This is a genomic window from Pseudomonas sp. NY15181 (assembly GCF_048068055.1).
Lineage (GTDB): Bacteria > Pseudomonadota > Gammaproteobacteria > Pseudomonadales > Pseudomonadaceae > Pseudomonas.
On record NZ_JBLUPT010000002.1, the window covers coordinates 641,037 to 665,270 of the forward strand.

Annotated in this window: 19 protein-coding genes and 2 pseudogenes; 10 read left to right on the plus strand and 11 right to left on the minus strand. The window is 66.6% G+C overall.

Annotated features, from left to right (window positions below):
• The first annotated feature begins 60 nt into the window (after positions 1 to 60).
• Positions 61 to 1,476 (plus strand): acetyl-CoA carboxylase biotin carboxylase subunit, encoded by a 1,416-nt coding sequence (locus ACNFBT_RS08425; RefSeq protein WP_275609343.1) that lies wholly within the window; start codon positions 61 to 63, stop codon positions 1,474 to 1,476.
• A 10-nt stretch (positions 1,477 to 1,486) separates the two neighbouring features.
• Positions 1,487 to 3,295: a sodium-extruding oxaloacetate decarboxylase subunit alpha gene (gene oadA / locus ACNFBT_RS08430; protein WP_416748253.1), complete on the plus strand. Its 1,809-nt coding sequence runs from the start codon at positions 1,487 to 1,489 to the stop codon at positions 3,293 to 3,295.
• A 108-nt stretch (positions 3,296 to 3,403) separates the two neighbouring features.
• Here oadA and ACNFBT_RS08435 read toward each other — a convergent pair whose 3' ends face one another.
• On the minus strand, positions 3,404 to 3,646 hold the full coding sequence (locus ACNFBT_RS08435; RefSeq protein ID WP_416748255.1) for a hypothetical protein: 243 nt from the start codon (positions 3,644 to 3,646) through the stop codon (positions 3,404 to 3,406).
• Between the two features lie 230 nt (positions 3,647 to 3,876).
• On the opposite strand from ACNFBT_RS08435, the gene ACNFBT_RS08440 reads away from it, so the two are divergent.
• A complete protein-coding gene (locus tag ACNFBT_RS08440) occupies positions 3,877 to 4,218 on the plus strand; it encodes a zinc ribbon domain-containing protein YjdM (protein ID WP_207884978.1) in 342 nt (113 codons plus the stop codon).
• Positions 4,219 to 4,295: 77 nt separating this feature from the next.
• Here ACNFBT_RS08440 and ACNFBT_RS08445 read toward each other — a convergent pair whose 3' ends face one another.
• The 3 genes from ACNFBT_RS08445 to ACNFBT_RS08455 form a co-directional block, all read right to left on the minus strand.
• Positions 4,296 to 5,135, minus strand: coding sequence for an acyl-CoA thioesterase (locus tag ACNFBT_RS08445; protein ID WP_416748258.1), 840 nt, complete (start codon positions 5,133 to 5,135; stop codon positions 4,296 to 4,298).
• A 78-nt stretch (positions 5,136 to 5,213) separates the two neighbouring features.
• Positions 5,214 to 6,242, minus strand: a complete 1,029-nt coding sequence (locus ACNFBT_RS08450) for a DUF5924 family protein (RefSeq protein ID WP_416748260.1) — start codon at positions 6,240 to 6,242, stop codon at positions 5,214 to 5,216.
• Positions 6,243 to 6,553: 311 nt separating this feature from the next.
• Positions 6,554 to 7,462, minus strand: coding sequence for a LysR substrate-binding domain-containing protein (locus ACNFBT_RS08455; RefSeq protein ID WP_416748262.1), 909 nt, complete (start codon positions 7,460 to 7,462; stop codon positions 6,554 to 6,556).
• Between the two features lie 190 nt (positions 7,463 to 7,652).
• On the opposite strand from ACNFBT_RS08455, the gene ACNFBT_RS08460 reads away from it, so the two are divergent.
• The 7 genes and pseudogenes from ACNFBT_RS08460 (at position 7,653) to ACNFBT_RS08490 (ending at position 15,537) form a co-directional block, all read left to right on the plus strand.
• Positions 7,653 to 8,453: a carbon-nitrogen hydrolase family protein gene (locus tag ACNFBT_RS08460; protein ID WP_416748264.1), complete on the plus strand. Its 801-nt coding sequence runs from the start codon at positions 7,653 to 7,655 to the stop codon at positions 8,451 to 8,453.
• A gap of 183 nt (positions 8,454 to 8,636) precedes the next feature.
• Positions 8,637 to 10,127: an aldehyde dehydrogenase gene (locus ACNFBT_RS08465; RefSeq protein ID WP_343575675.1), complete on the plus strand. Its 1,491-nt coding sequence runs from the start codon at positions 8,637 to 8,639 to the stop codon at positions 10,125 to 10,127.
• A gap of 74 nt (positions 10,128 to 10,201) precedes the next feature.
• Positions 10,202 to 10,323, plus strand: a pseudogene (locus ACNFBT_RS08470) (hypothetical protein); the annotation flags it as partial.
• Positions 10,320 to 11,702 carry an aspartate aminotransferase family protein gene (locus ACNFBT_RS08475; protein WP_416748266.1) on the plus strand — a complete coding sequence of 461 codons (1,383 nt, stop codon included), beginning with the start codon at positions 10,320 to 10,322 and terminating at the stop codon, positions 11,700 to 11,702. The pseudogene ACNFBT_RS08470 and the gene ACNFBT_RS08475, both read left to right, overlap by 4 nt.
• Before the next feature lie 213 nt (positions 11,703 to 11,915).
• Positions 11,916 to 12,968, plus strand: a complete 1,053-nt coding sequence (locus ACNFBT_RS08480; protein ID WP_416748268.1) for an ABC transporter substrate-binding protein — start codon at positions 11,916 to 11,918, stop codon at positions 12,966 to 12,968.
• Positions 12,969 to 13,036: 68 nt separating this feature from the next.
• Positions 13,037 to 14,428, plus strand: a complete 1,392-nt coding sequence (locus tag ACNFBT_RS08485; protein WP_416748270.1) for a purine-cytosine permease family protein — start codon at positions 13,037 to 13,039, stop codon at positions 14,426 to 14,428.
• Complete coding sequence (locus ACNFBT_RS08490; RefSeq protein ID WP_416748272.1) at positions 14,425 to 15,537, plus strand: class II histone deacetylase; 1,113 nt, start codon at positions 14,425 to 14,427, stop codon at positions 15,535 to 15,537. The genes ACNFBT_RS08485 and ACNFBT_RS08490 overlap by 4 nt, the downstream gene beginning before the upstream one ends.
• Before the next feature lie 543 nt (positions 15,538 to 16,080).
• On the opposite strand, the gene fdhA is transcribed toward ACNFBT_RS08490, so the two are convergent.
• From fdhA to glyA, 7 genes and pseudogenes are all read right to left on the minus strand, one after another.
• Positions 16,081 to 17,280: a formaldehyde dehydrogenase, glutathione-independent gene (gene fdhA / locus ACNFBT_RS08495; RefSeq protein WP_416748274.1), complete on the minus strand. Its 1,200-nt coding sequence runs from the start codon at positions 17,278 to 17,280 to the stop codon at positions 16,081 to 16,083.
• 302 nt (positions 17,281 to 17,582) lie between these two features.
• Positions 17,583 to 18,440 (minus strand): formyltetrahydrofolate deformylase, encoded by an 858-nt coding sequence (locus ACNFBT_RS08500; protein ID WP_416748276.1) that lies wholly within the window; start codon positions 18,438 to 18,440, stop codon positions 17,583 to 17,585.
• 60 nt (positions 18,441 to 18,500) lie between these two features.
• Positions 18,501 to 19,136 (minus strand): sarcosine oxidase subunit gamma, encoded by a 636-nt coding sequence (locus ACNFBT_RS08505; protein ID WP_416748278.1) that lies wholly within the window; start codon positions 19,134 to 19,136, stop codon positions 18,501 to 18,503.
• Between the two features lie 172 nt (positions 19,137 to 19,308).
• The gene (locus ACNFBT_RS08510) at positions 19,309 to 22,329 is read right to left on the minus strand and encodes a sarcosine oxidase subunit alpha (RefSeq protein ID WP_416748280.1); all 3,021 of its coding nucleotides are present in this window, start codon (positions 22,327 to 22,329) and stop codon (positions 19,309 to 19,311) included.
• On the minus strand, positions 22,329 to 22,658 hold the full coding sequence (locus ACNFBT_RS08515; protein ID WP_275609325.1) for a sarcosine oxidase subunit delta: 330 nt from the start codon (positions 22,656 to 22,658) through the stop codon (positions 22,329 to 22,331). Before ACNFBT_RS08515 ends, ACNFBT_RS08510 begins: the two co-directional genes overlap by 1 nt.
• 13 nt (positions 22,659 to 22,671) lie before the next feature.
• Positions 22,672 to 23,922, minus strand: coding sequence for a sarcosine oxidase subunit beta (locus ACNFBT_RS08520; protein ID WP_416748283.1), 1,251 nt, complete (start codon positions 23,920 to 23,922; stop codon positions 22,672 to 22,674).
• 131 nt (positions 23,923 to 24,053) lie between these two features.
• Positions 24,054 to 24,234, minus strand: a pseudogene (glyA, locus tag ACNFBT_RS08525) (serine hydroxymethyltransferase); the annotation flags it as partial.

The window sequence follows — 24,234 nt, forward strand, 5'->3', positions numbered from 1 at the left end:
GGAGCTGCCGATTGGTTTTTACGCCGGGGTCCGCAAGGCCCGGGCCGAGGGAAAGCCGTAGTGATCAAGAAAATCCTGATCGCCAACCGTGGGGAAATCGCTGTCCGGATCGTGCGCGCCTGCGCCGAGATGGGCATCCGTTCGGTGGCCGTCTATGCCGACGCCGACCGCCACGCCCTGCACGTCAAGCGTGCCGACGAAGCGCACAGCATCGGCACCGACCCGCTCGCCGGTTACCTCAACCCGCGCGCCCTGGTGAACCTGGCGGTGGAAACCGGCTGCGACGCACTGCACCCGGGCTACGGTTTCCTCTCCGAGAACGCGGAGCTGGCGGAAATCTGCGCCGAGCGCGGCATCAAGTTCATCGGCCCGTCGGCGGAAGTGATCCGCCGCATGGGCGACAAGACCGAAGCGCGCCGCAGCATGATCGCCGCCGGCGTGCCCTGCACCCCCGGCACCGAAGGCAACGTCGCGGATCTGGCTGAAGCCGTCTCCGAAGCCGAGCGCATCGGCTACCCGGTGATGCTCAAGGCCACCTCCGGTGGCGGCGGCCGCGGTATCCGCCGCTGCAACAGCCGTGAAGAGCTGGAACAGAACTTCCCCCGCGTGATCTCCGAGGCCACCAAGGCCTTCGGCAGCGCGGAAGTCTTCCTCGAGAAGTGCATCGTCAATCCAAAGCACATCGAAGCCCAGGTGCTGGCCGACTCCTTCGGCAACACCGTGCACCTGTTCGAGCGCGACTGCTCGATCCAGCGCCGCAACCAGAAGCTCATCGAGATCGCCCCGAGCCCGCAGCTCACCCCCGAGCAGCGCGCCTACATCGGCGACCTCTCGGTCCGCGCGGCCAAGGCCGTGGGCTACGAGAACGCCGGCACCGTGGAGTTCCTGCTCGCCGATGGCGAGGTGTACTTCATGGAGATGAACACCCGCGTGCAGGTGGAACACACCATCACCGAGGAAATCACCGGCATCGACATCGTCCGCGAGCAGATCCGCATCGCCTCGGGCCTGCCGCTCTCGGTCAAGCAGGAAGACATCATCCACCGTGGTTTCGCGTTGCAATTCCGGATCAACGCGGAAGACCCGAAGAACAACTTCCTGCCCTCGTTCGGCAAGATCACTCGCTACTACGCGCCCGGCGGCCCCGGCGTGCGCACCGACACGGCGATCTACACCGGCTACACCATCCCGCCGTACTACGACTCGATGTGCCTGAAGCTGGTGGTCTGGGCGCTGACCTGGGAAGAGGCGCTGGACCGTGGCCTGCGTGCACTGGACGACATGCGCGTGCAGGGCGTGAAGACTACCGCCGCGTACTACCAGGAAATCCTCAAGAACCCGGAATTCCGTAGCGCGCAGTTCAACACCAGCTTCGTCGAGAGCCACCCGGAACTGACCGAGTACTCCATCAAGCGCACCCCGTCGCACCTGGCCATCGCCATCGCCACCGCCATTGCCGCCCACGCTGGCCTGTGAGGATCATCGAATGAGCAAGAAAGTCACCATCACCGATACCATCCTGCGCGACGCCCACCAGTCGCTGCTGGCGACCCGGATGCGTACCGAAGACATGCTGCCGATCTGCGACAAGCTCGACCAGGTCGGCTACTGGTCGCTGGAAGTCTGGGGCGGCGCCACCTTCGACGCCTGCGTGCGCTTCCTCAAGGAAGACCCGTGGGTGCGCCTGCGCAAGCTCAAGGCCGCCCTGCCCAACACCCGCCTGCAGATGCTCCTGCGCGGGCAGAACCTGCTCGGCTACCGCCACTACAGCGATGACGTGGTGCGCGCCTTCGTCGCCAAGGCGGCGGTCAACGGCATCGACGTGTTCCGCATCTTCGACGCGATGAACGACGTGCGTAACCTGCGCACCTCCATCGAAGCCGTGAAGGCCGCCGGTAAGCACGCCCAGGGCACCATCGCCTACACCACCAGCCCGGTGCACACCATCGAGGCCTTCGTTGCCCAGGGTAAAGCCATGGCTGACATGGGCGTGGACTCCATCGCCATCAAGGACATGGCCGGCCTGCTGACCCCGTACGCCACCGGTGAGCTGGTCAAGGCGCTGAAGGACGCGCTGCCGCTGGACGTGGTCGTGCACTCCCATGACACCGCCGGCGTGGCCAGCATGTGCCAGCTGAAAGCTGTGGAAAACGGTGCGGACCGCATCGACACCGCCATCTCCAGCATGGCCTGGGGCACCAGCCACCCGGGCACTGAATCCATGGTTGCCGCCCTGCGCGACACCCCGTTCGACACCGGCCTGGACCTGGAGCTGATCCAGGAAATCGGCATGTACTTCCACGCCGTGCGCAAGAAGTACCACCAGTTCGAGAGCGAGTTCACCGGCGTGGATACCCGCGTGCAGGTCAACCAGGTGCCGGGCGGGATGATTTCCAACCTGGCCAACCAGCTCAAGGAGCAGGGCGCGCTGAACCGCATGCCGGAAGTGCTCGCCGAAATTCCGCGCGTTCGCGAAGACCTGGGCTTCCCGCCCCTGGTTACCCCGACCTCGCAGATCGTCGGCACCCAGGCGTTCTTCAACGTACTGGCCGGCGAGCGCTACAAGACCATCACCAACGAGGTGAAGCTCTACCTGCAGGGCCGTTACGGCAAGGCGCCGGGCAAGATCGACGAAGCGCTGCGCCGCCAGGCCATCGGCAACGAGGAAGTCATCGACGTGCGTCCGGCCGACCTGCTCAAGCCGGAACTGAACAAGCTGCGCGAGGAAATCGGCAGCCTGGCCAAGTCCGAAGAGGACGTGCTGACCTTCGCCATGTTCCCGGACATCGGTCGCAAGTTCCTCGAAGAGCGCGCCGCCGGCACCCTGAAGCCTGAAGAGCTGCTGCCGATCCCCAACGGCAAGGGCGTCGCCCCGGCCGGTGGCGAAGGCGTGCCGACCGAGTTCGTGGTCGATGTGCACGGCGAGACCTACCGCGTGGACATCACCGGCGTCGGCGTGAAGACCGACGGCAAGCGCCACTTCTACCTGTCCGTGGACGGCATGCCGGAAGAAGTGGTGTTCGAGCCGCTCAACGAGTTCGTCAGCGGTGGCGGCAGCAAGCGCAAGATCGCCAGCGAGCCGGGTCACGTCACCACCACCATGCCGGGCAACATCGTCGACGTGCTGGTGAAGGAAGGCGACAGCGTGAAGGCCGGCCAAGCCGTGCTGATCACCGAAGCGATGAAGATGGAAACCGAGGTGCAGGCGGGCATCGCCGGCACCGTGAAGGCCATTCACGTGGCCAAGGGCGACCGGGTCAACCCCGGTGAGATCCTGGTAGAAATTGAAGGCTGACCAAGGACAGACGGGTCTTTAAGGTTCAGTCCCCGGGGGAGCACGATGCTCCCCCTTTTTTTTTTGCCTGCGCGATGGGCGTGCGCCGAAGGACGCACGCCGGTGACTTTACTGCTGCGATTGCTGCTCGGCGGGTTGCTCGGCGGTGGACTGCTCGGTGGACTGCGGCGCTTCCGCCGGTGCGGCCTGTGCTTCCGGAGCTGCGGCAGGCTCAGCCGGAGCCGGAGCCGGAGCCGGAGCCGGAGCGGCTGGCTGGGCGGCGGGCGCGCTGGCCTGCGGAGCCGGTTCGGGTTTCTTGTCACAGGCGGCGAGGACGGCGCAGGTGGCGAGGAGGAGGCAGAGTCGTTTCATGGAATGCTCACTATCAACGGTTGGCGGAAAATCGGCCGGGTGGCCGAGGCCCGCAAGCTTTGCCGCGCGTTGCCGAAGAGGGAATGCCGAAGGTTCCGAGCCTTGTGGGGAGTTTTCCGAAACGTTCTTGTGAGAAAGGAAAGAAGGCTGTCCGACTGTGATGGCCGACAGGAAGGGCATAAACCTTATATACTCTGCGGTCTTTCAACCGTTCCAATGTGAGAATCGCCGTGAGCACTTTGCCTGCCTGCCCGAAATGCAACTCCGAATACACCTATGAAGACGGCGACCTGCTGATCTGCCCGGAGTGCGCCCACGAGTGGTCCGCCAACGGCGCGGCCGAGGCGGATGGCGATGCCCGCGTGATCAAGGATTCCGTTGGCAACCTGCTGCAGGACGGCGACACCGTCACCGTGATCAAGGACCTGAAGGTCAAGGGCTCGTCCCTGGTGGTGAAGGTCGGCACCAAGGTGAAGAACATCCGCCTGGTGGACGGCGACCACGACATCGACTGCAAGATCGACGGCATCGGCGCGATGAAGCTGAAGTCGGAGTTCGTGAAGAAGGTCTGAGCCTTCTCGCAGGTATGAAAAAGCCCGGCCAAGTGCCGGGCTTTTTGTTGGCTTTTTTGTAGGAGCGGGCCCGGCGTTTATTCCTTGTAGTAAACGATCTGGTTGCTGGTCGCGAGCAGCTCGCCCGACTCGCTCCACAGCTCCGCCGCCTGGTCGAAGAAACCGTTGCGGAAGGCCTGGCCACGGGCATCGCCGAGCAGGTAGCCGGTGCCGGCTTCCGCCAGTTGCGCGACGTCGGTGTGGAAGTAGGTGGTGATCGACACGGTGCCTGCCGGTACCGGGTTGGCGCGGCGCAGCCAGACGCGCGGGTAGAAGATGTCGCTCATCGCCGCCAGGGACAGGAAGTCCAGCGGGCGGGCCTCGGCGTCGCGCAGCCAGAACTGGCTGCGGCTGTGTTCGCCGCTGCCGTCCCATTTGGACGGGATGCCGCCGCTGATGGCGCGCAGTTCGTACTGCTGCACCCAGGCCACGCCCTTGGCGAGGCTGGCGATCCGTTCCAGTTCGGCGGCGGCTGGCACCTGGGGCAGGTGCAGATCGGTCTGGCTCCAGGTCTCGCGGCGCAGGGCGGTGACCAGGGTGGCGGTGGTGGTCACCTGCGGCTCGCCGCTTTCATCGGCCTGCAACAGTTGCAGCAGCCAGTGCTGGGTCGAGCGATTGGTGCGCACCGGCGTGGCCTGGACCTGGAAGGGCCCGGAAACCACGGCGCTGGCGTAGTTGACGGTCAGCGAGAGTGGACTGCCGAGCAACTGCGGATGGCGCAACGCGCCCTGCAGGAGGATGGCCGCGGTGATGCCGCCGAAGGGGCCGACCATGTTCCAGTAGTCCGGGCTGGTATGGCCGTCGTACAGGCCGGGCTGGCCTTCCACGGGTTGCAGGGCGACGGCGCGGTCGAATGGGTGCAAGGCGGTATCGGTCATGACTCTCTCGGCGCTTTTTGTTCTCGGGAGAGGTTCTTGTAGGGGAAAGCGCCGACGCTGGTCAAGGATACCGGGCGGTCAGGGTGTGACCTCGAAGCGCAGCGTACCGATCACCTGGCCGGCCTCCGTCAGCACCTGCACCTGCCAATTGCCGACCGGGTCGGTCGGGAAGTTCTGCTTGTGCGTCCAGGCACGGTAGCCGGCTTCGCGGCCACCCTTGATGTCCAGGGCGATGCGGTCGACTTCCTGGCCGTTCAGGCGCCAGGCGTGGTAGATGCGCTCGCCCAGTCCGCGCGGCGCGTTGATCGCCGTATATGCATAGAGGCCCTGGCTGCGGATCTGCGCGAGGCTCACCCTCTCCAGGCTGTCGCCAGGGGTGCGCTGGGCGTTGTCGAAGCTTTCGGTCACCGCCATCTCGGTCATCCACAGGGTCGAGGGCGGCACCCAGGCGCGGGCGAACCAGCCCACCGCGCCAATCGACAGGGTCAGGCCGACGAGAGCGAGCCAGCGCCACCATTTGTGGATCTTCACCGTCACCGCCAGGCTCGGGAAGGACAGCAGCACGGCGATGCCCAGAGCCGCCTGGTAGCTCTGCGGGGTGCTCAGGTGGAGGATGATCGGCAGCGCGGTGAGCAGCACCGCGAACAGCGTCAGGGTGTGGTAGCCGAGGAAGGTCCAGCGCCGCACCGAGAGGAACTTGTAGTAGATCGGGTCGGTGATCGCCATCAGCCCGGCCACTGTCAACGCGCCGGTGAACAGGGCCTGGCCGCTGTTCCAGGTGGTGGTGACGAAGAAGAACGGCAGGCAGAAGAACAGGCTTTCCTGGTGGATCAGCTGTGTCGCGTAGCGCAGAAGCCCCGGCGGCACCTCCCAGCCGAAGCGGCGCTTGAAGCGGTCGGTGAGCAGGTTTTCCAGCATCAGCCAGACCCAGCTCACCAGCATGACGATGGCCATCACCCGGGCGAAGCCGGCGCGGTGACGGTCCACCATGATGAAGCTGAACACCCCGGAACAGAAGCCGAACAGGGCGACCAGGTGCGGGTAGCGCTGCAGCAGGCCGAGGACGAGGGTGATCAGGCGCTGTACGCGCTCTTTCCAGATGAGCATGGGGCGGGGCAGGACAACGAAAACGAAAAGGGGGCGAGATTGTAACCCCGGAGGTCGGCGTGGGGCACTTGGAGTGATGGGAGGGGGGTAGTCCTGTGCCTCGGACTTCCCTCACCCCAGCCCTCTCCCGGAGGGAGAGGGGGCTGTCCTCTGTGTCTACAGGGTGCGGAGTCAGCCGGCGAGTACCGAGTTTTCAACGCATGCGGAACAGTCCCCTCTCCCCTTGGGAGAGGGTTAGGGTGAGGGGAATACCCAGGCGCCGAGGGTCGGTTCGCGAGCAAGCTCGCTCCTACGAAAAGCGAAATGCCGCCTCAATGCTTCCCGCTCAACTCCTCCCGCGCGTAATCGACGAACAGCTGCGCCGGCTTGGTCAGCTGGGCGCGCTTGAGCCAGGCGGCGACCAGCCCGGAGGCGCTGACGTCCTCGGCGATGTTCACCATCACCACCTTCTTGCCGTCGTAGGTGCACTCCGAGTGCGGGCGGGTCACCAGCACCGAGAAGCCGAAGCCCTGGCCGACCATGCCGCGCACCATCTCGATCGACGGCGAGCTGAAGGCGATGTGCGGGTTCAGCCCCAGTTCCTCGAAGATGCTCACGAAGTAGGTACGGCTTGGCTGCACATCGAGCAGGATCATCGGCTCCAGGGCCAGGTCGCGCAGCGACACCTTTTCCTGCTGCGCGAAGCGATGGTCCTCAGGCAGCAGCGCGTAGGGGCGCTGGGCCGGCATCAGCGGATCGGTGGCGATGGTGCCGTCCAGGTCGTGGTCGTAGAGCAGCGCGAGGTCGAAGCGGCCGGCGGTCAGGCCCTGCACCAGCTCCTGTTGCTCGCCGTCGCTGATGCGGATTTCCACGCCCGGATAGCGCTCGCGGAAGCCCGCGATCAGGCGCGGCAGGTAGAGCGGGGCGACGGTCTCGAAGCAGCCGATGTCGATCTGCCCGGCCACCACGTCGTTGTCCGCCAGGGCGTTCTGCTCGAACTCGTGGGCCATGCGCAGCAGCTCCTGCGCCTTGCGGTAGAAGCGCGCGCCGCTGGGGGTCAGGGAGACGCCCTGGGCATGGTGGCGGATGAACAGCTGCACGCCGAAGCTTTCCTCCAGGCCCTTGATCGCCGTGGAGATGGACGGCTGGGCGATGTACAGCTTGCGCGACGCCTCGGCCACGCTGCCGCATTCCACGGTGGTCACGAAATACTTCAATTGCCGCAAGGTATAGGAAGCCACTGCACGCCTCGTTGATGCTTTTTTATACAAGATACCGTGTTGCGCCGGCCCGCGGGGGACGCCCGTGGCGAAGATTTTCCTCGCCGGCGACCACATTTTTCATGGCCTTGACCGTCTGCTGCGTCCCGCCGGGCACGGGCATACTCCGGCGACCGCGCAATTCCCCTACACGCAGCACGGAGTAAAGCTCATGCGCATCGCCCTGTGGCAGACCTGCGGACTTCCCGGCGACATCGCCGGCAATCTCGAACAGCTGGAGCGCCAGGCCGACGCCGCGGCGGCTGCCGGCGCGCAGCTGCTGCTGTGCCCGGAACTGTGGCTGGGGGGCTACAACGTCCCGCAGCGCATGGCCGAGCTGGCGGAGCCTGCGGACGGCCCGTCGGCGCGCTGCATCGGCGAGCTGGTGGCGCGGCGCCTGGGAATCGCCATCGCCTACGGCTACGCCGAACGCCACCCCCAGGGCGGCAAGCCGTACAACTCGGTGCAGGTGATCGGTCCGTCGGGCGACGCCATGGCCCATTACCGCAAGACGCACCTGTTCGGCGCCATGGAAGCGGAGCTGTTCAGCGCCGGTGACCGCCTGCCGCAACCCTTCGATTACGCCGGCTGGCGCATCGGCCTGCTCAATGGCGTTGACCTGGAATACCCCGAGGCGGTGCGCACCCATGCCCTGAGCGGCGCCGGGCTGGTCCTCATCCCTACCGCGCTGACCCCGGAGTACGCCGTGGTGTCGAGCGTGATCGCCCCGGCGCGGGCGCTGGAGAACCAGCTGTTCGTCGCCTGCTGCAGTCGCAGTGGCGTGGAGGAGGGGCTGCAGTTCCTCGGCGGCTCCTGCATCGCCGCGCCGGACGGCGAACGGCTGGCGGTGGCCGGCTCGGGCGAGAGCATGCTGCTGGTGAATCTGGACCCGCACCAGCGGGCCAATCTGGCGGAGACGTTCCCCTATCTGCCGGGCCGCCGCCCCGAGCTCTACACCGCGCTCACCCGCTGACCGGCGGCCCGGAAGTGGTGCACGCCAGCGCACCGCGAACCATAGCGGTGCGGGCTGCCCAGCTTTTTCATATACCCCGAAGACAAATTTAATAATTTTCCTATGCCGGGGCTTGGGCGACCATCGATTGCACATCCAGAACAAACACAGTCGCCTCGACGCGACTGAAGCAGGAGTGCCTTGGTGTACGAGCTCAACGACTGGCAGCAGCGCGCTGCCCGGCAGACCTTCATCGACAGCGCCCTGATCGGCGGCCGCCGCGTGGCCGCTCGTGACGGCGCCACCTTCGCTTCCATCGACCCGGCGACCAACCGTCTGCTGGCGAATGTCGCCGCCTGCGGCGAGGCCGAAGTCGACGCCGCCGTGCGCATCGCCCGCCAGGCCTTCGAAGAAGGTCCCTGGGCGCGCATGGCGCCGCGCGAGCGCAAGGCCGTGCTGCAGAAGCTCGCCGAGCTGATGATGGCGCACCGCGACGAGCTGGCTCTGCTCGATACCCTGAACATGGGCAAGCCGGTGATGGACGCCTGGAACATCGACGTACCCGGCGCCGCTGGGGTCTTCTCCTGGTACGCCGAAAGCCTGGACAAGCTCTACGACCAGGTTGCGCCGACCGCACAGAACGCCCTGGCCACCATCACCCGCACCCCCCTGGGGGTGATCGGTGCCGTGGTGCCGTGGAACTTCCCCCTCGACATGGCCGCCTGGAAGCTGGCGCCGGCCCTGGCCGCCGGCAACTCCGTGGTGCTCAAGCCCGCCGAGCAGTCGCCGTTCTCGGCCCTGCGCCTGGCCGAGCTGGCGCTGGAAGCCGGCCTGCCCGAAGGTGTGCTGAACGTCGTGCCCGGCCTGGGCGAGACCGCCGGCAAGGCCCTCGGCCTGCACCCGGACGTGGATGCCCTGGTGTTCACCGGCTCGACCCAGGTCGGCAAGTACTTCATGCAGTATTCCGCCCAGTCCAACCTCAAGCAGGTCTGGCTGGAGTGCGGCGGCAAGAGCCCGAACCTGGTATTCGCCGACTGCCGCGACCTCGACCTCGCCGCTGAAAAAGCCGCCTTCGGCATCTTCTTCAACCAGGGCGAAGTCTGCTCGGCCAACTCGCGCCTGCTGGTGGAGCGTTCGATCCACGACGAATTCGTCGAGCGCCTGATCGCCAAGGCTCGCGACTGGGCGCCGGGCGACCCGCTGAACCCGGCCAGCCGCGCCGGTGCCATCGTCGACGGCAAGCAGACCGCCGGCATCCTGCGCTGCATCGACCAGGCCGCCAGCGACGGCGCCACGCTCGCCTGCGGTGGCCGCCAGCTGAGCTTCAACGGCTCCGGCAACTTCATCGAGCCGACCATCTTCACCGGTGTGCGCCCGGAGCAGAGCCTGGCCCGCGACGAAGTGTTCGGCCCGGTGCTGGCGGTGATTCCGTTCGACAGCGAAGACGACGCCGTGCGCATGGCCAACGACAGCATCTACGGCCTGGCCGCCTCCCTGTGGAGCGACGACCTGCACCGTGCCCACCGCGTGGCGCGCCGCCTGAATGCCGGCACCGTGTCGGTGAACACCGTGGACGCCCTCGACCCGGCGATCCCGTTCGGCGGCGGCAAGCAGTCCGGTTTCGGTCGCGACCTGTCGCTGCATTCGTTCGACAAATACACCCAGCTCAAGACCACCTGGTTCCAGCTGCGCTGAAGCCCGTCCGGACTCGACCCGCACACCGCGCGCGGGTCGCGCTCCGGAGGGGCAAGCGGATGATGCTCTAACTTATTTTCGTACCCGAACCGCTCGAGACGGCCGGTGAGACTGCCCAGGTAAGTCCGTCGCCCTCGATCCCCTGCAATCCCCGATGGCCAGACGTACGCCTCGGGAACCTGGAGAACGTCGATGACCGACCCGATCAGACCGCAACGTGACACCCGCGATTACCAGAAAGCGGACGCGGCTCACCACATCCATGCCTTCCTCGACCAGAAGGCGCTGAACGCCGAAGGCCCGCGCGTGATGGTGCGCGGCGAAGGCCTGCACCTGTGGGACAACGACGGCAAGCGCTACCTCGACGGCATGTCCGGCCTGTGGTGCACCAACCTGGGCTACGGCCGCAAGGACCTGACCGCCGCCGCCACCGCGCAGCTGGATGAACTGCCGTACTACAACATGTTCTTCCACACCACCCACCCGGCGGTGATCGAGCTTTCCGAGACCCTCTTCAGCCTGCTGCCCGACCACTACAGCCACGCGATTTACACCAACTCCGGCTCCGAGGCCAACGAGGTGCTGATCCGTACCGTGCGCCGTTACTGGCAGGTCGCCGGCAAGCCGCAGAAGAAGATCATGATCGGCCGCTGGAACGGCTACCACGGCTCCACCCTGGCGGCCACCGCGCTGGGCGGCATGAAGTTCATGCACGAGATGGGCGGCCTGATCCCGGACATCGCGCACATCGACGAGCCCTACTGGTTCGCCGCCGGCGGTGACCTGACCCCGGCCGAGTTCGGCCGTCGCTGCGCACTGCAGCTGGAAGAGAAGATCCTGGAGCTGGGCGCCGAGAACGTCGCCGGCTTCATCGCCGAGCCGTTCCAGGGCGCCGGCGGCATGATCTTCCCGCCGGAAAGCTACTGGCCGGAAATCCAGCGCATCTGCCGTCAGTACGACGTGCTGCTGTGCGCCGACGAAGTGATCGGCGGCTTCGGCCGTACCGGCGAGTGGTTCGCCCACCAGCACTTCGGCTTCCAGCCCGACACCCTGTCCATCGCCAAGGGCCTGACCTCCGGCTACATCCCCATGGGCGGCCTGGTGCTGAGCAAGCGCATCGCCCAGACCCTGGTGGAAGAGGGCGGCGTGTTCGCCCACGGCCTGACCTACTCCGGCCACCCGGTGGCGGCGGCGGTGGCCGTGGCCAACCTGCGCGCGCTGCGTGACGAGGGCTGGGTCAACCAGGTGAAGAACGATACCGGCCCGTACCTGCAGCAGTGCCTGCGCGAAGTCTTCGGCAACCACCCGCTGGTGGGCGACATCCAGGGCACCGGCTTCGTCGCCGCGCTGCAGTTCGTCCAGGACAAGGCCACCCGCAAGCGCTTCGAGAACGAGAACGACATCGCCTGGCGCTGCCGCACCATCGGCTTCGAAGAGGGGCTGATCATTCGTTCCACCCTCGGCCGCATGATCATGGCTCCGGCACTGGTCGCCGGCCGTGCCGAGATCGACGAGCTGGTCGAGAAGACCCGCCGCGCGGTCGACCGCACTGCCCAGGAAATCGGCGTGCTGTAAGGCACGCCCTGCAGGAGCGGGCTTGCTCGCGAACCGCCCTCGCTGCGGATTCGCAAAGAGCGTTCGCGAGCAAGCTCGCTCCTACAACAAGAATTCCGAACAACAACGCCGCGGGCGCAACGACGCCCGCGCGATGGAACCCCTTCTGGCCGGTTTGTCGCCGGCTACTGCCCAGCAACACAACAACGCCAATCGGCTGTGGGAGTTCGTTCCATGTATCCGTCCTTGCTCAAGCACGCAACCCTGTCCTGCGCCCTGCTCGCCGCCGCCATTGCCGGCAGTGCCGAGGCGCAATCGCAAAGCCTGACCGTGATCTCTTTTGGCGGCGCCACCAAGGCGGCCCAGGAGCAGGCCTATTTCAAACCCTTCGAAGCCAGCGGCGCCGGGAAGATCGTCGCGGGTGAATACAACGGCGAGATGGCCAAGGTGAAGGCCATGGTCGACGTCGGCAAGGTCACATGGGATGTGGTTGAAGTGGAAAGCCCGGAGCTGCTGCGCGGCTGCGACGAGGGCCTGTTCGAGCGTATCGATCCGGCGGCCATCGGCGGCGAGGCGCAGTTTGTACCCGGCACCCTGAGCGAGTGCGGCGTGGCCACCTACGTCTGGTCGATGGTGATGGCCTACAACAGCGCCAAGGTCGCCAAGGCGCCGCAGACCTGGGCGGACTTCTGGAACACCACCGAATACCCGGGCAAGCGCGGCCTGCGCAAGGGCGCCAAGTACACCCTGGAAATCGCCCTGCTGGCCGACGGCGTGAAGCAGGAAGATATCTACAAGGTGCTGGGCACGAAAGAGGGCGTCGACCGCGCCTTCGCCAAGCTCGACCAGCTCAAGGCCAACATCCAGTGGTGGGAAGCCGGCGCGCAACCGCCGCAGTGGCTGACCGCCGGCGACGTGGTGATGAGCGCCGCCTACAACGGCCGCATCGCCGCCGCCCAGAAGGAAGGCGTGAAGCTCGGCATCGTCTGGCCGGGCAGCCTCTACGACCCGGAATACTGGGCCGTGGTGAAGGGCACCCCGAACAAGGCGCTGGCCGAGAAGTTCATCGCCTTCGCCAGCCAGCCGCAGACCCAGAAGGTCTTCTCCGACAACATCCCCTACGGCCCGGTCAACAAGGGCACCCTGGACCTGCTGCCGGCGGACGTGCGCAACGCACTGCCCACCGCGCCGGCCAACCTGGAAGGCGCCCGCGCCGTCGACTCCGCCTTCTGGGTCGACCACGGCGAGGAACTGGAACAGCGCTTCAACGCCTGGGCGGCGCACTGATCCCGTCCTGACTCGTGCCCGGCGTCCGCGCCGGGCACCTGCCTCGTATATCCTGCGTGAGACCTCCAATGACAACGACGCAAAATTCGTCGGCGACTCTGGAGCTGAGCACCATTCAGCCCATTGCCGCCCATGAACGTCACGGCCGTGCCCGTGATCTTTTCACCATCTGGTTCGGCAGCAACATCATGCTGCTTACCGTGGTCACCGGTGCGCTGGCCGTCACCGTGTTCAAGCTGCCGTTCTTCAGCGCGGTCCTGGCGCTGGTGCTCGGCCACCTGCTGGGCGGCATCTTCATGGCCCTGCACTCGGCCCAGGGCCCGCAACTGGGCGTGCCGCAGATGGTGCAGACCCGTGGCCAGTTCGGCTCCTTCGGCTCGCTGCTGGTGGTGGCCCTGGTGGTGATCATGTACCTGGGCTTCTTCGCCTCCAACCTGGTGCTCGGTGGCCAGACCCTGAGCGCGCGCTTCCCGGCGATCAGCACCAATGAGGGCATCCTCGCGGTCGGTGCGCTGAGCGTCATCGCCACCATCTTCGGCTACCGCCTGATCCACGGTTACACCCGGCTGATGTGCTGGCTGTCCGGGGCGGTGCTGCTGGTCTGCTTCGTCTGGCTGCTGTTCGTCCACGGCCTGCCGGCGGACCTGCTCGAGCGCAACCAGACCACCATCCCCGGCTTCCTCGGCGCGCTGTCCATCGCCGCCCTCTGGCAGCTGGCCTACGCGCCCTACGTTTCCGACTACTCGCGCTACATGCCCCAGGGCACCGGTTCGCGTACGGCCTTCTGGTCCAGCTACTGGGGCTGCTGCCTGGGCTCGATCCTGCCGATGCTGCTGGGTGTGCTGGTGGGGCTGGCGGTCGGCGAGGGCGATGTCATCGCCGGGTTGATCGAGATGACCGGCGGCTTCAGCGCCGTGATGGTCGCGGTGTTCTCCTTCGGCATCGCCGCCACCAACTCGATGAACCTGTACTGCGGTACGCTCTCGACCATCACCGTCGGCCAGACCCTGATCCCGGCGTGGAGCGCCAAGGCCGGCTGGCGCGCGGTGATCGCCCTGGTGCTGTTCGGCGGCTCGCTGGCCATCGCCCTGCTCGGCCAGGACAACTTCATGGCCAACTACACCAACTTCATCCTGCTGCTGCTCTACGTGCTGGTGCCCTGGAGTGCGATCAACCTGGTCGACTACTACCTGGTGGCCCACGGCGAATACGACGTGCTGTCGTTCTTCCGCCGCGACGGCGGCATCTACGGCACCTTCAACTGGACCGCGGTGAACTGCTACATCTTCGGCATCCTGGTGCAGATTCCCTTCATGTCCACCGCGCTCTACACCGGCCCGGCCGCCCAGGCCATGAACGGTGCGGACATCTCCTGGGTGGTCGGCCTGGGTGTGGTTTCGCCGGTCTACTGGCTGTTCAGCCGCAAGCGCCAACAGAACCTGAAGGTGGCCCGCGCATGAGCCGTCGTACCGGATTCTTCTTCGACGAACGCTGCTTCTGGCACGCGACCGGGCTGCACGCGTTGATCCTCCCGGTCGGTGGCTGGCTGCAGCCGCCGGTGGGCGGCGGCCATGCCGAGTCGCCCGAGAGCAAGCGCCGGCTGAAGAGCCTGATGGACGTCTCGGGCCTCAGCAATCAGCTCAAGCTTTCCAGCGCGCCGCTGGCCAGTGAGGAAGACCTGCTGCGGGTGCACCCGGCGAGCTACCTGGAGCGTTTCAAGGCATACAGCGAAGTCGGCCACGGCGACATGGGCGAGGAAACCATGGTCAGCCATGGCACCTACGACATCGCCCGGCAGTCCGCCGGCCTGACCATCGCCGCGGTGGACGCGGTGCTGCGCGGCGAGCTGGACAACGCCTACGCGCTGTCGCGTCCGCCGGGCCACCACTGCCTGCCGGATCGGGGCATGGGCTTCTGCTACCTGGCGAACATCGCCGTGGCGGTGGAGACGGCCAAGGCGCGCCACGGCATCCAGCGCGTGGCGGTGCTGGACTGGGACGTGCACCACGGCAATGGCACCGAGGCAATCTTCTACGGCCGCGACGACGTACTGACCCTGTCGATCCACCAGGCCGACTGCTACCCCACCGGCACCGGCGCGGTGGACGACATCGGCGAGGGCGCGGGCAAGGGTTACAACCTCAACGTGCCGCTCTACCCGGGCAGCGGTGACGACGCCTATCGCGTGGCCATGGAAACCATCATCGTGCCGGCGCTGGAACGCTTCCAGCCGGAGCTGATCGTGGTCGCCAGCGGCTTCGACGCCAACGGGGTGGACCCGCTGGCCCGCATGCTGGCCCACAGCGAGACCTTCCGCTTCATGACCGCCGCCGTGCGCGACGCCGCCGAGCGCCTGTGCGATGGCCGCCTGGTGGTGGTTCACGAGGGCGGTTACGCCGAAGCCTACGTGCCGTTCTGCGGCCACGCGGTGATCGAGGAAATGGCCGGCGTGCGCACCGAAGTGGTCGATCCCTTCCTGCCGATGCTCGAAGGCCAGCAGCCGGACGCCGACTTCCGCGCCTTCCAGCGCCAGGCCCTGGAGCGGATGGCGAAGAAGTTGCTGGGTTGATGGTCCGGCCAGGCGGCGTGCTGGGACCGCTCTTGTAGGAGCGGATCTTGTCCGCGAAGCGCACGGCACGGCGTTGGGGCGGGAAATCGCGGACAGAGTCCGCTCCTATGAGATCAAGAGCCCCTCACCCTCTCCCGCAAGCGGGAGAGGGGACCGTTCGGTACAGGATGAAACCTCGACGTCAGTCGGCACGATCTGCCCCCTCTCCCTTTGGGAGAGGGCTGGGGTGAGGGCAAGCACTGGCGCAGATATCCCAGCAGAAGACAGTTGCTCTTACGTCGTTTCCGGGTGACACCCCTTCGGGCCAGCGCAAGCGCTGTTCGCGACGAAGCCGCGTCCCGCGTTCGCGGGGATGACGTGTGCGGAGGCTGGTGCGTCCGGGCGCGGCTCTTGTAGGACCGAGGGGGACGCCCAGTCCTTGCTCGCGATCCGCACGGCACGGCGTCGTACTGGGTGAAAAACAGGCAAAAAAAAGAGGGAGCCTTGCGGCTCCCCTGGAGAGACGGCCGCGGTAGTGGGCCGCGGCCGGGGGTGGGTGCGCCGTCAGGCGGCGCGGAAGATGTTGTGCGGGTCGATGACGAATTTCTTCGGCACGCCGGCATCGAACTCGCCATAGCCCTTCGGCGCGTCGTCGAGGGTGATGACTTCCACCCCGACGATGTCGGCGATCTTGATGCGATCCCACATGATGGCCTGCATCAGCGCACGGTTGTATTTCATCACCGGGGTCTGGCCGGTGTGGAAGGTGTGCGACTTGGCCCAGCCCAGGCCGAAGCGGATGCTCAGCGCGCCATGCTTGGCGGCATCGTCCACCGCACCCGGGTCTTCGGTGACGTACAGGCCCGGAATGCCGATCTTGCCGGCAACGCGAACCACGCCCATCAGCGAGTTGAGCACAGTGGCAGGGGCCTCGTGCTGCGACCCGGAGTGGCCATGGCCACGGGCTTCGAAGCCCACCGCGTCGACCGCGCAGTCCACTTCCGGCTCGCCCAGCAGATCGGCGATCTGCTCGTGCAGCGGGGTGTCCTTGGACAGGTCGGCAATCTCGAAGCCCTGGGCCTTGGCGTGGGCCAGGCGGGTCGGGTTGACGTCACCGACGATCACCACGGCGGCGCCCAGCAGGCGGGCCGAGGCGGCGGCGGCGAGACCCACCGGGCCTGCGCCGGCGACGTAGACGGTGCTGCCCGGACCAACGCCGGCGGTAACGGCGCCGTGGTAGCCGGTGGGCAGGATGTCGGAGAGGCAGGTCAGGTCGCGGATCTTCTCCATCGCCAGCTCGCGGTTCGGCAGCTTCAGCAGGTTGAAGTCGGCGTAGGGGACCATCACGTATTCGGCCTGGCCGCCGACCCAGCCGCCCATGTCGACGTAGCCGTAGGCGCCGCCGGCGCGGGCCGGGTTGACCGTCAGGCAGACGCCGGTGTGCTGCTCCTTGCAGGTGCGGCAGTGGCCGCAGGCGACGTTGAACGGCACCGAGACCAGGTCGCCGATCTTCATGGTTTCCACGCCACGGCCGATTTCCACCACCTCACCGGTGATCTCGTGGCCCAGCACCAGGCCGACGGGCGCGGTGGTACGGCCGCGCACCATGTGCTGGTCGGAGCCGCAGATGTTGGTGGAAACCACGCGCAGGATCACCCCGTGGTCAATCTGCTTGCCCTGCGGATCCTGCATCTTCGGATAGGGGATGTTCTGTACTTCGACCTTGCCCGGGCCGAGATAAACCACACCACGATTGCCAGACATACGCATTCCTCATTGTGTTTGTGGGTACAAATGCGGGCACTACGGCCACACGGTTTTGCACTGGGATGTCGTGTGTTGCGCGACAGGACCGGTAAGTACTGCTGGCAGCCGGCGGGTCTGTCGGTGTTGCTCTGTGGTCGGGTGGCGGCTTGAAAGGCCCCTCACCCCAACCCTCTCCCGGAGGGAGAGGGGGCTGTTCGGTGTATCAGGACCGTAGGGCGGATGAGCTCCATCCATCCGCCGTTCGGGTTGGCATGGCGGATAACGCCTTCGGCGTTATGCGCCCTACGGAAGTGGTGCGTTTACAGCACCACTGTCCGGTTGGCGTTCAGGAAGACCCGTTTCTCGATGTGGAAGCCCACGGCTTTCGCCAGCGTCAGGCATTCCACGTCGCGGCCCTTGGCGATCAGGTCCTCGGGGTAGTGGGCGTGGTCCACCGGCTCGACGCCCTGGGCGATGATCGGGCCCTCGTCGAGGTCGTTATTGATGTAGTGGGCGGTGGCGCCGACCAGCTTCACACCCTTCTGGTAGGCCTGGTGGTAGGGCTTGGCGCCCTTGAAGCCGGGCAGCAGCGAGTGGTGGATGTTGATCGCCCAGCCGTCCAGGCGGCGGCACAGCTCGGGGGAGAGCACCTGCATGTAGCGGGCGAGGATCACCAGTTCGGCGCCGGATTGTTCGATCACCTGCCAGACCTTCGCCTCCTGCGCGCCCTTGTCGTTCGGGTCCAGCGGGAAGTGGTGGTAGGGGATGCCGTGCCAGCGCGCCAGGGGCTCCAGGTCCGGGTGGTTGGAGACCACCGCCACCACGTCCATCGGCAACTGGCCGATGCGCTGGCGGTAGAGCAGGTCGTTCAGGCAGTGGTCGGCCTTGGAGACCATGATCACCACCTTGCTGCGGTAGCCTGGCGGCGTCAGCTCGACGTTCATCTGGAAGGGCGAGACGCGGTCGGCGAGGCCGGCGCGGAAGGCCGCTTCGTCGAAGCCGTCGCCGGCACGGAACTCGATGCGGATGAAGAAGCGCTGCGCCAGGCGGTCATCGAACGAGTGGTGCTCGGTGACATAGCAGCTCTGCTCGAACAGATAGCGCGTGACCACGTCGACCGTGCCCAGCAGGCTCGGGCTGTCGGCGGTGAGGATCCAGGTCTCGGGAGTGCGGCTCATGGTCTGGCTCCGATCGGATTGCGTCCCCTCTCCCGCTGGGAGAGGGGGACGGGGTGCCGTTTACGCGGCGACTTGCAGGCCGTACTCGGCGCAGGCGTCCTGCAGCCACAGCCAGAAGTAGTCGGAGAAGCTGCGGCGCACCACCAGCTCCCAGGTGTGCTCGCCGGTATGGCGGATCACCAGCTGGGACTTGGCGAAGATGGTGCCGACCGCCTTGCCCACCGGGAAGTTGCTCGGGTGCACGTCGTAGCTGGTGGACTTCATCAGTACGTCGCGAACCTTGGCACCTTCCAGTTCCAGCAGGGTCTGGCCGCCGCTGACGTTGATCACCGAGTAGTGCAGGTCTTCGCCCAGTGCCTTGCGCAGGCTCTGCTCGACGGCGAATTCCTGGCCGCCGGGGACGATCAGCAGCCACTCGTCCGGGCCGAGCCACTGCAGCGAGGTGTCGCCCTTGGCCACCAGGGTCAGGGCTACCGGCAGTTCCAGGCCCAGGGCCTTTTTCACGCCGGCGGCGAAGGCCGGGTCGTGGGCGTCGCCGCGCAGGGTCAGGTGGCCGAGGAATTTCTTCTCGCGCAGGGTCACACCGGCATTGGCCACCTTGCGGTTGGCCAGCTTGTCCAGCTCGGCATGGTGCAGAGGCGATTCGGCCTGGATGCCGGCTTCGGGACGCTGTTCGTAGAGATTGGCTTTGCTCATGTTCTGTTCACCTTGGGGGCGCATATCGCCTGTTTCCCCTCACCCCAGCCCTCTCCCGGAGGGAGAGGGGGCCGAGCTGAGTGTGCTGTGAGTGTCGTGCTCGCCGGCGGCTCCGAACTGTCCCCTCTCCCCCTGGGAGAGGGTTAGGGTGAGGGCGGCCGGCGGCTCCGAATCAATCCACGTTCTGCCGTTCCCCTTTCGGGTCGTAGAACACCGAGCTGCAGATCTCCGCTTCGATCACACGGCCATCGGCCAGCGGGGCGTAGACCTTCTCGCCCATGCGCTTGAGACCGCCCTTGACCACCGCCAGGGCGAAGCCGTAGCCGAGGCTGCTGCTCATGTAGCTGGAGGTGACGTGGCCGACCATGTTCATCGGGATCGACTGCTGGGTGTTGAACACCAGCTGCGCACCCTCGGGCAGGACTTCCATGGGGTTGGTGGGCTTGAGGCCGACCAGCTGCTTGCGGTCTTCGCGCTGGCAGTCGGCGCGGTTCATGCCACGCCAGCCGATCCAGGAGAACGGCTTGGTGCGACCTACCGCCCAACCCATGTTCAGGTCGTCCGGGGTGACCGAGGCATCGGTGTCCTGGCCGACGATGATGAAGCCCTTCTCGGCGCGCAGGACGTGCATGGTCTCGGTGCCATACGGCGTCAGGTTGTACTTGGCGCCGGCGGCGACGATCGCTTCCAGCACACCCATGGCGTAGTTGGCTTGGATGTTCACCTCGTAGGACAGCTCGCCGGTGAAGGAGATGCGGAACACCCGCGCCGGGACGCCGGCGACCTTGCCTTCCTTCCAGGTCATGAAGGGGAAGGCTTCCTTGTCCAGGTCGATGTCGGTGACTTCGGCCAGCAGCTTGCGGCTGTTGGGGCCGGACAGGGTCAGGGTGGCCCAGTGGTCGGTGACCGAGGTGAAGTACACCTTCAGCTCCGGCCATTCGGTCTGGTGGTACAGCTCCAGCCATTCCATCACGCGGGCGGCGCCGCCGGTGGTGGTGGTCATGACGAAGTGGTTGTCCGCCAGACACGCGGTCACACCGTCGTCGAAGACCATGCCGTCTTCCTTGCACATCAGGCCGTAGCGGGCCTTGCCCACGTCCAGCTTGGTCCAGGCGTTGGTGTAGACGCGGTTGAGGAACTCGCGGGCGTCCGGACCCTGGATGTCGATCTTGCCCAGGGTGGAGGCGTCCAGCAGGCCGACGCTTTCACGCACGGCGCGGCACTCGCGGGCCACGGCGGCGTGCATGTCTTCGCCGCGCTTGGGGAAGTACCACGGGCGCTTCCACTGGCCGACGTCCTCGAACTCGGCGCCGTTCTTCACGTGCCAGGCGTGCAGGGCGGTGAAGCGCACGGGTTCGAACAGGTGACCGCAGTGACGGCCGGCGACGGCGCCGAAGGTCACCGGGGTGTAGTTCGGGCGGAACATGGTGGTGCCGGTGTCGGCGATGCTCTTGCCCTGGGCACGGGCTGCAATGGCCAGGCCGTTGATGTTGCCCAGTTTGCCCTGGTCGGTGCCGAAGCCCAGCGCGGTGTAGCGCTTGACGTGCTCGATGGACTCGAAGCCCTCGCGGCAGGCCAGTTCGATGGCGGCGGCGGTGACGTCGTTCTGGGTGTCGACGAACTGCTTGGGTGCACGGGAGGTGGACTTCTCGTGGGGCACCTGGAACAGCGCCAGGGTGGCTTCCTCGACGCGCTCGGAAGCGGCCGGCAGGTCGCCCTCCATCGCCTTGAAGCCGGCGTCGACAGCCGCCTGGCTGCCGGCCTGGTAGCCGTCGGCCAGGGCATCGGCGAGGCGGAACACGCCGTTCACCGCGCCGGCGCAGATGCGCTTCTGGAACGCCAGGCCGGGAACGAAGGCGAGGATGTCTTCACGCCATTCCGGCTTGCCGCCCAGGTGCGAAGCCAGGTGCACCACCGGGCTGTAGCCACCGGAGCTGGCGATCAGGTCGCAGTCCAGCCATTCGCCCGGGGCGTTGACCTTCATGCGGAAGGTGTCGATGGAGGCCACCTTGGCGCCGGTCACGCGCTTGTTGCCGCGGGCTTCGATTACCGAGCTGCCGGTGATGACGCGCATGCCGCGCTTGCGCACTTCCTCGACCCACTGACCCTGCGGGTTGGGGCGCGCATCGGCGATGGCGACCACCTGCAGGCCGGCTTCCTGCCAGTCCAGGGCGACGCGGTAGGCGTAGTCGTTGTTGGTGGACAGCACCAGCTTCTTGCCCGGTGCCACGCCGTAGCGGCGCACATAGGTGGAGACGGCGCCGGCCAGCATGTTGCCGGGTACGTCGTTGTTTGCGTAGACCAGCGGACGCTCGTGGGCGCCAGCGGCCAGCACCACGCGCTTGGCGCGGACGCGGTGCACGCGCATGCGCACCTGGCCCAGCGGGGCGGTTTCGCCCAGGTGGTCGGTACGGCGCTCGTGGATGGTGAGGAAGTTGTGGTCGTGGTAGCCGTTGACGGTGGAGCGCGGCAGCAGGATCACGTCCGGGTTGCCTTGCAGCTCGGCGATGGCCTTGGCCACCCACTCCTCGGCCGGCTTGCCGTCGAGGGTTTCGCGGGTGTCGAGCAGGCTGCCGCCGAACTCTTCCTGTTCATCGGCGAGGATCACCCGCGCACCGCTGCGTGCGGCGGCCAGGGCGGCGGCCAGACCGGCGGGGCCGGCGCCGACGATCAGCACGTCGGCGTGGTGGTTCATCCAGTCGTAGCTGTCCGGGTCCACTTCGGTGGGCGCGCGGCCGAGGCCTGCGGCCTTGCGGATGTACTTCTCGTAGGTCAGCCACATGGACTGCGGGTACATGAAGGTCTTGTAGTAGAAGCCGGGCGGCATCATCTTGCCGCCGACCTTGCCAAAGACCCCCATCAGGTCGTTCTGCACGTTCGGCCAGCCGTTGGTGGCGCTGGCCACCAGGCCGTTGTACAGCGCCTGCTGGGTGGCGCGCACGTTGGGCACCTGGGTGGCTTCACGCGAGCCGATCTGCAGGATGGCGTTGGGCTCCTCGGCGCCGGCGGCGACGATGCCGCGCGGGCGCGAGTACTTGAAGCTGCGGCCAAGGATGTCGACGCCGTTGGCCAGCAGCGCGGCGGCCAGGGTGTCACCGGCGAAGCCCTGGTAGGTCTCGCCGTTGAAGGTGAAGGTCAGCGTCTTGCTGCGGTCGATGCGACCGCCACGGGAAAGGCGATTGATCTGGCTCATTAGGCCTTCTCCACGGCGGGCTGGGAAGCGGATTTCTTCTCGGAATCGGCGGCGGTCACGCTGGGTTTTTCGCCGATCTTGTAGGTTTCGAGAATTTCGTAGGTCACCGTGTGGCGGGTGACGTTGAAGTACTGGCGGCAGCCGGCGGCGTGCACCCACAGTTCGTGGTGGATGCCGCGCGGGTTGTCGCGGAAGAACATGTACTCACCCCATTCCGCATCGGTGCAGGCAGAGGGGTCGAGCGGGCGCGGGATGTGCGCCTGGCCCTTGGCGTGGAATTCCTCTTCGGAACGCAGCTCGCCGCAGTGGGGGCAGAAGATATGAAGCATGGTGATGGCCCTCTTAGTGAGCTACGGCGGCAGCGCCGTGTTCGTCGATCAGCGCGCCGGTGTGGAAGCGTTCGATGGAGAAGGGCGCGGCCAGCGGATGCGGCTCGCCCTTGGCCAGGGTCGCCGCGAAGACGTTGCCCGAGCCGGGGGTGGCCTTGAAGCCGCCGGTGCCCCAGCCGCAGTTGAAGAACAGGTTCTTCACCGGGGTCTTGCCGATGATCGGGCAGGCGTCCGGGGTGGTGTCGACGATGCCGCCCCACTGGCGGTTCATGCGCACGCGCGAGAGCACCGGGAACATCTCCACGATGGCCTGCAGGGTGTGCTCGATCACCGGGTAGGAGCCGCGCTGGCCGTAGCCGTTGTAGCCGTCGATGCCGGCGCCGATGACCAGGTCGCCCTTGTCCGACTGGCTGATGTAGCCGTGCACGGCGTTGGACATGATCACGCTGTCGATGATGGGTTTGAGCGGCTCGGAAACCAGCGCCTGCAGCGGGTGGGATTCGATCGGCAGGCGGAAGCCGGCGAGCTTGGCCATGTGCCCGGAGTTACCGGCGGTGACCACGCCGACGCGCTTGGCGCCGATGAAGCCGCGGTTGGTCTCGACACCGATCACCGCGCCGTCCTGCTTGCGGAAGCCGATCACTTCGGTCTGCTGGATCAGGTCCACGCCCAGGGCGTCGGCGGCACGGGCGAAGCCCCAGGCCACGGCGTCGTGACGGGCCACGCCACCGCGACGCTGCACGGTGGAGCCCATGACCGGGTAGCGGGCGCTCTTGGTGCAGTTGAGGTACGGAATCTCTTCGGCCACCTGCTGCGCGTTGAGCAGTTCGCCGTCCACGCCGTTGAGGCGGTTGGCGCTCACGCGGCGTTCGCCGTCGCGCATGTCCTGCAGGGTGTGGCAGAGGTTGTAGACGCCGCGCTGGGAGAACATGACGTTGTAGTTCAGGTCCTGGGACAGGCCTTCCCACAGCTTCATCGCGTGCTCGTAGAGCAGCGCGGATTCGTCCCACAGGTAGTTGGAACGCACGATGGTGGTGTTGCGCGCGGTGTTGCCGCCGCCCAGCCAGCCCTTCTCGATCACCGCGACGTTGGTGATGCCGTGTTCCTTGGCCAGGTAGTAGGCCGTGGCCAGGCCATGGCCGCCGCCGCCGACGATGACCACGTCATAGACCGGCTTGGGCGTGGGCGTGCGCCACATGCGTTGCCAGTTCTCGTGGTGGCTCAGGGAATGCTTGAACAGGCCGAAGCCGGAATAGCGTTGCATGTCGATGCTCCTGATCTTTTGCTCCCCTTCCCGTGGGAAGGGGGTGGGGTGAGGGTTGCGGCGCTGGGGTCGGGACCGATGTTTCCCTCACCTGCCCTTGGGGCGCCGTCTCCGCGAGGAGACGGGAAAACTCAACGGTAGACCGGGAAGTCCGCGCAGAGACCGGCGACCTGGGTGGCCACCTTGGCTTCCACGTCGGCGTCGCCCAGGTGGTCCAGCACGTCGCAGATCCAGCCGGCCAGCTCGCGGCACTGGCTTTCCTGCAGGCCACGGGTGGTGACCGCCGGGGTGCCGATGCGGATGCCGGAGGTG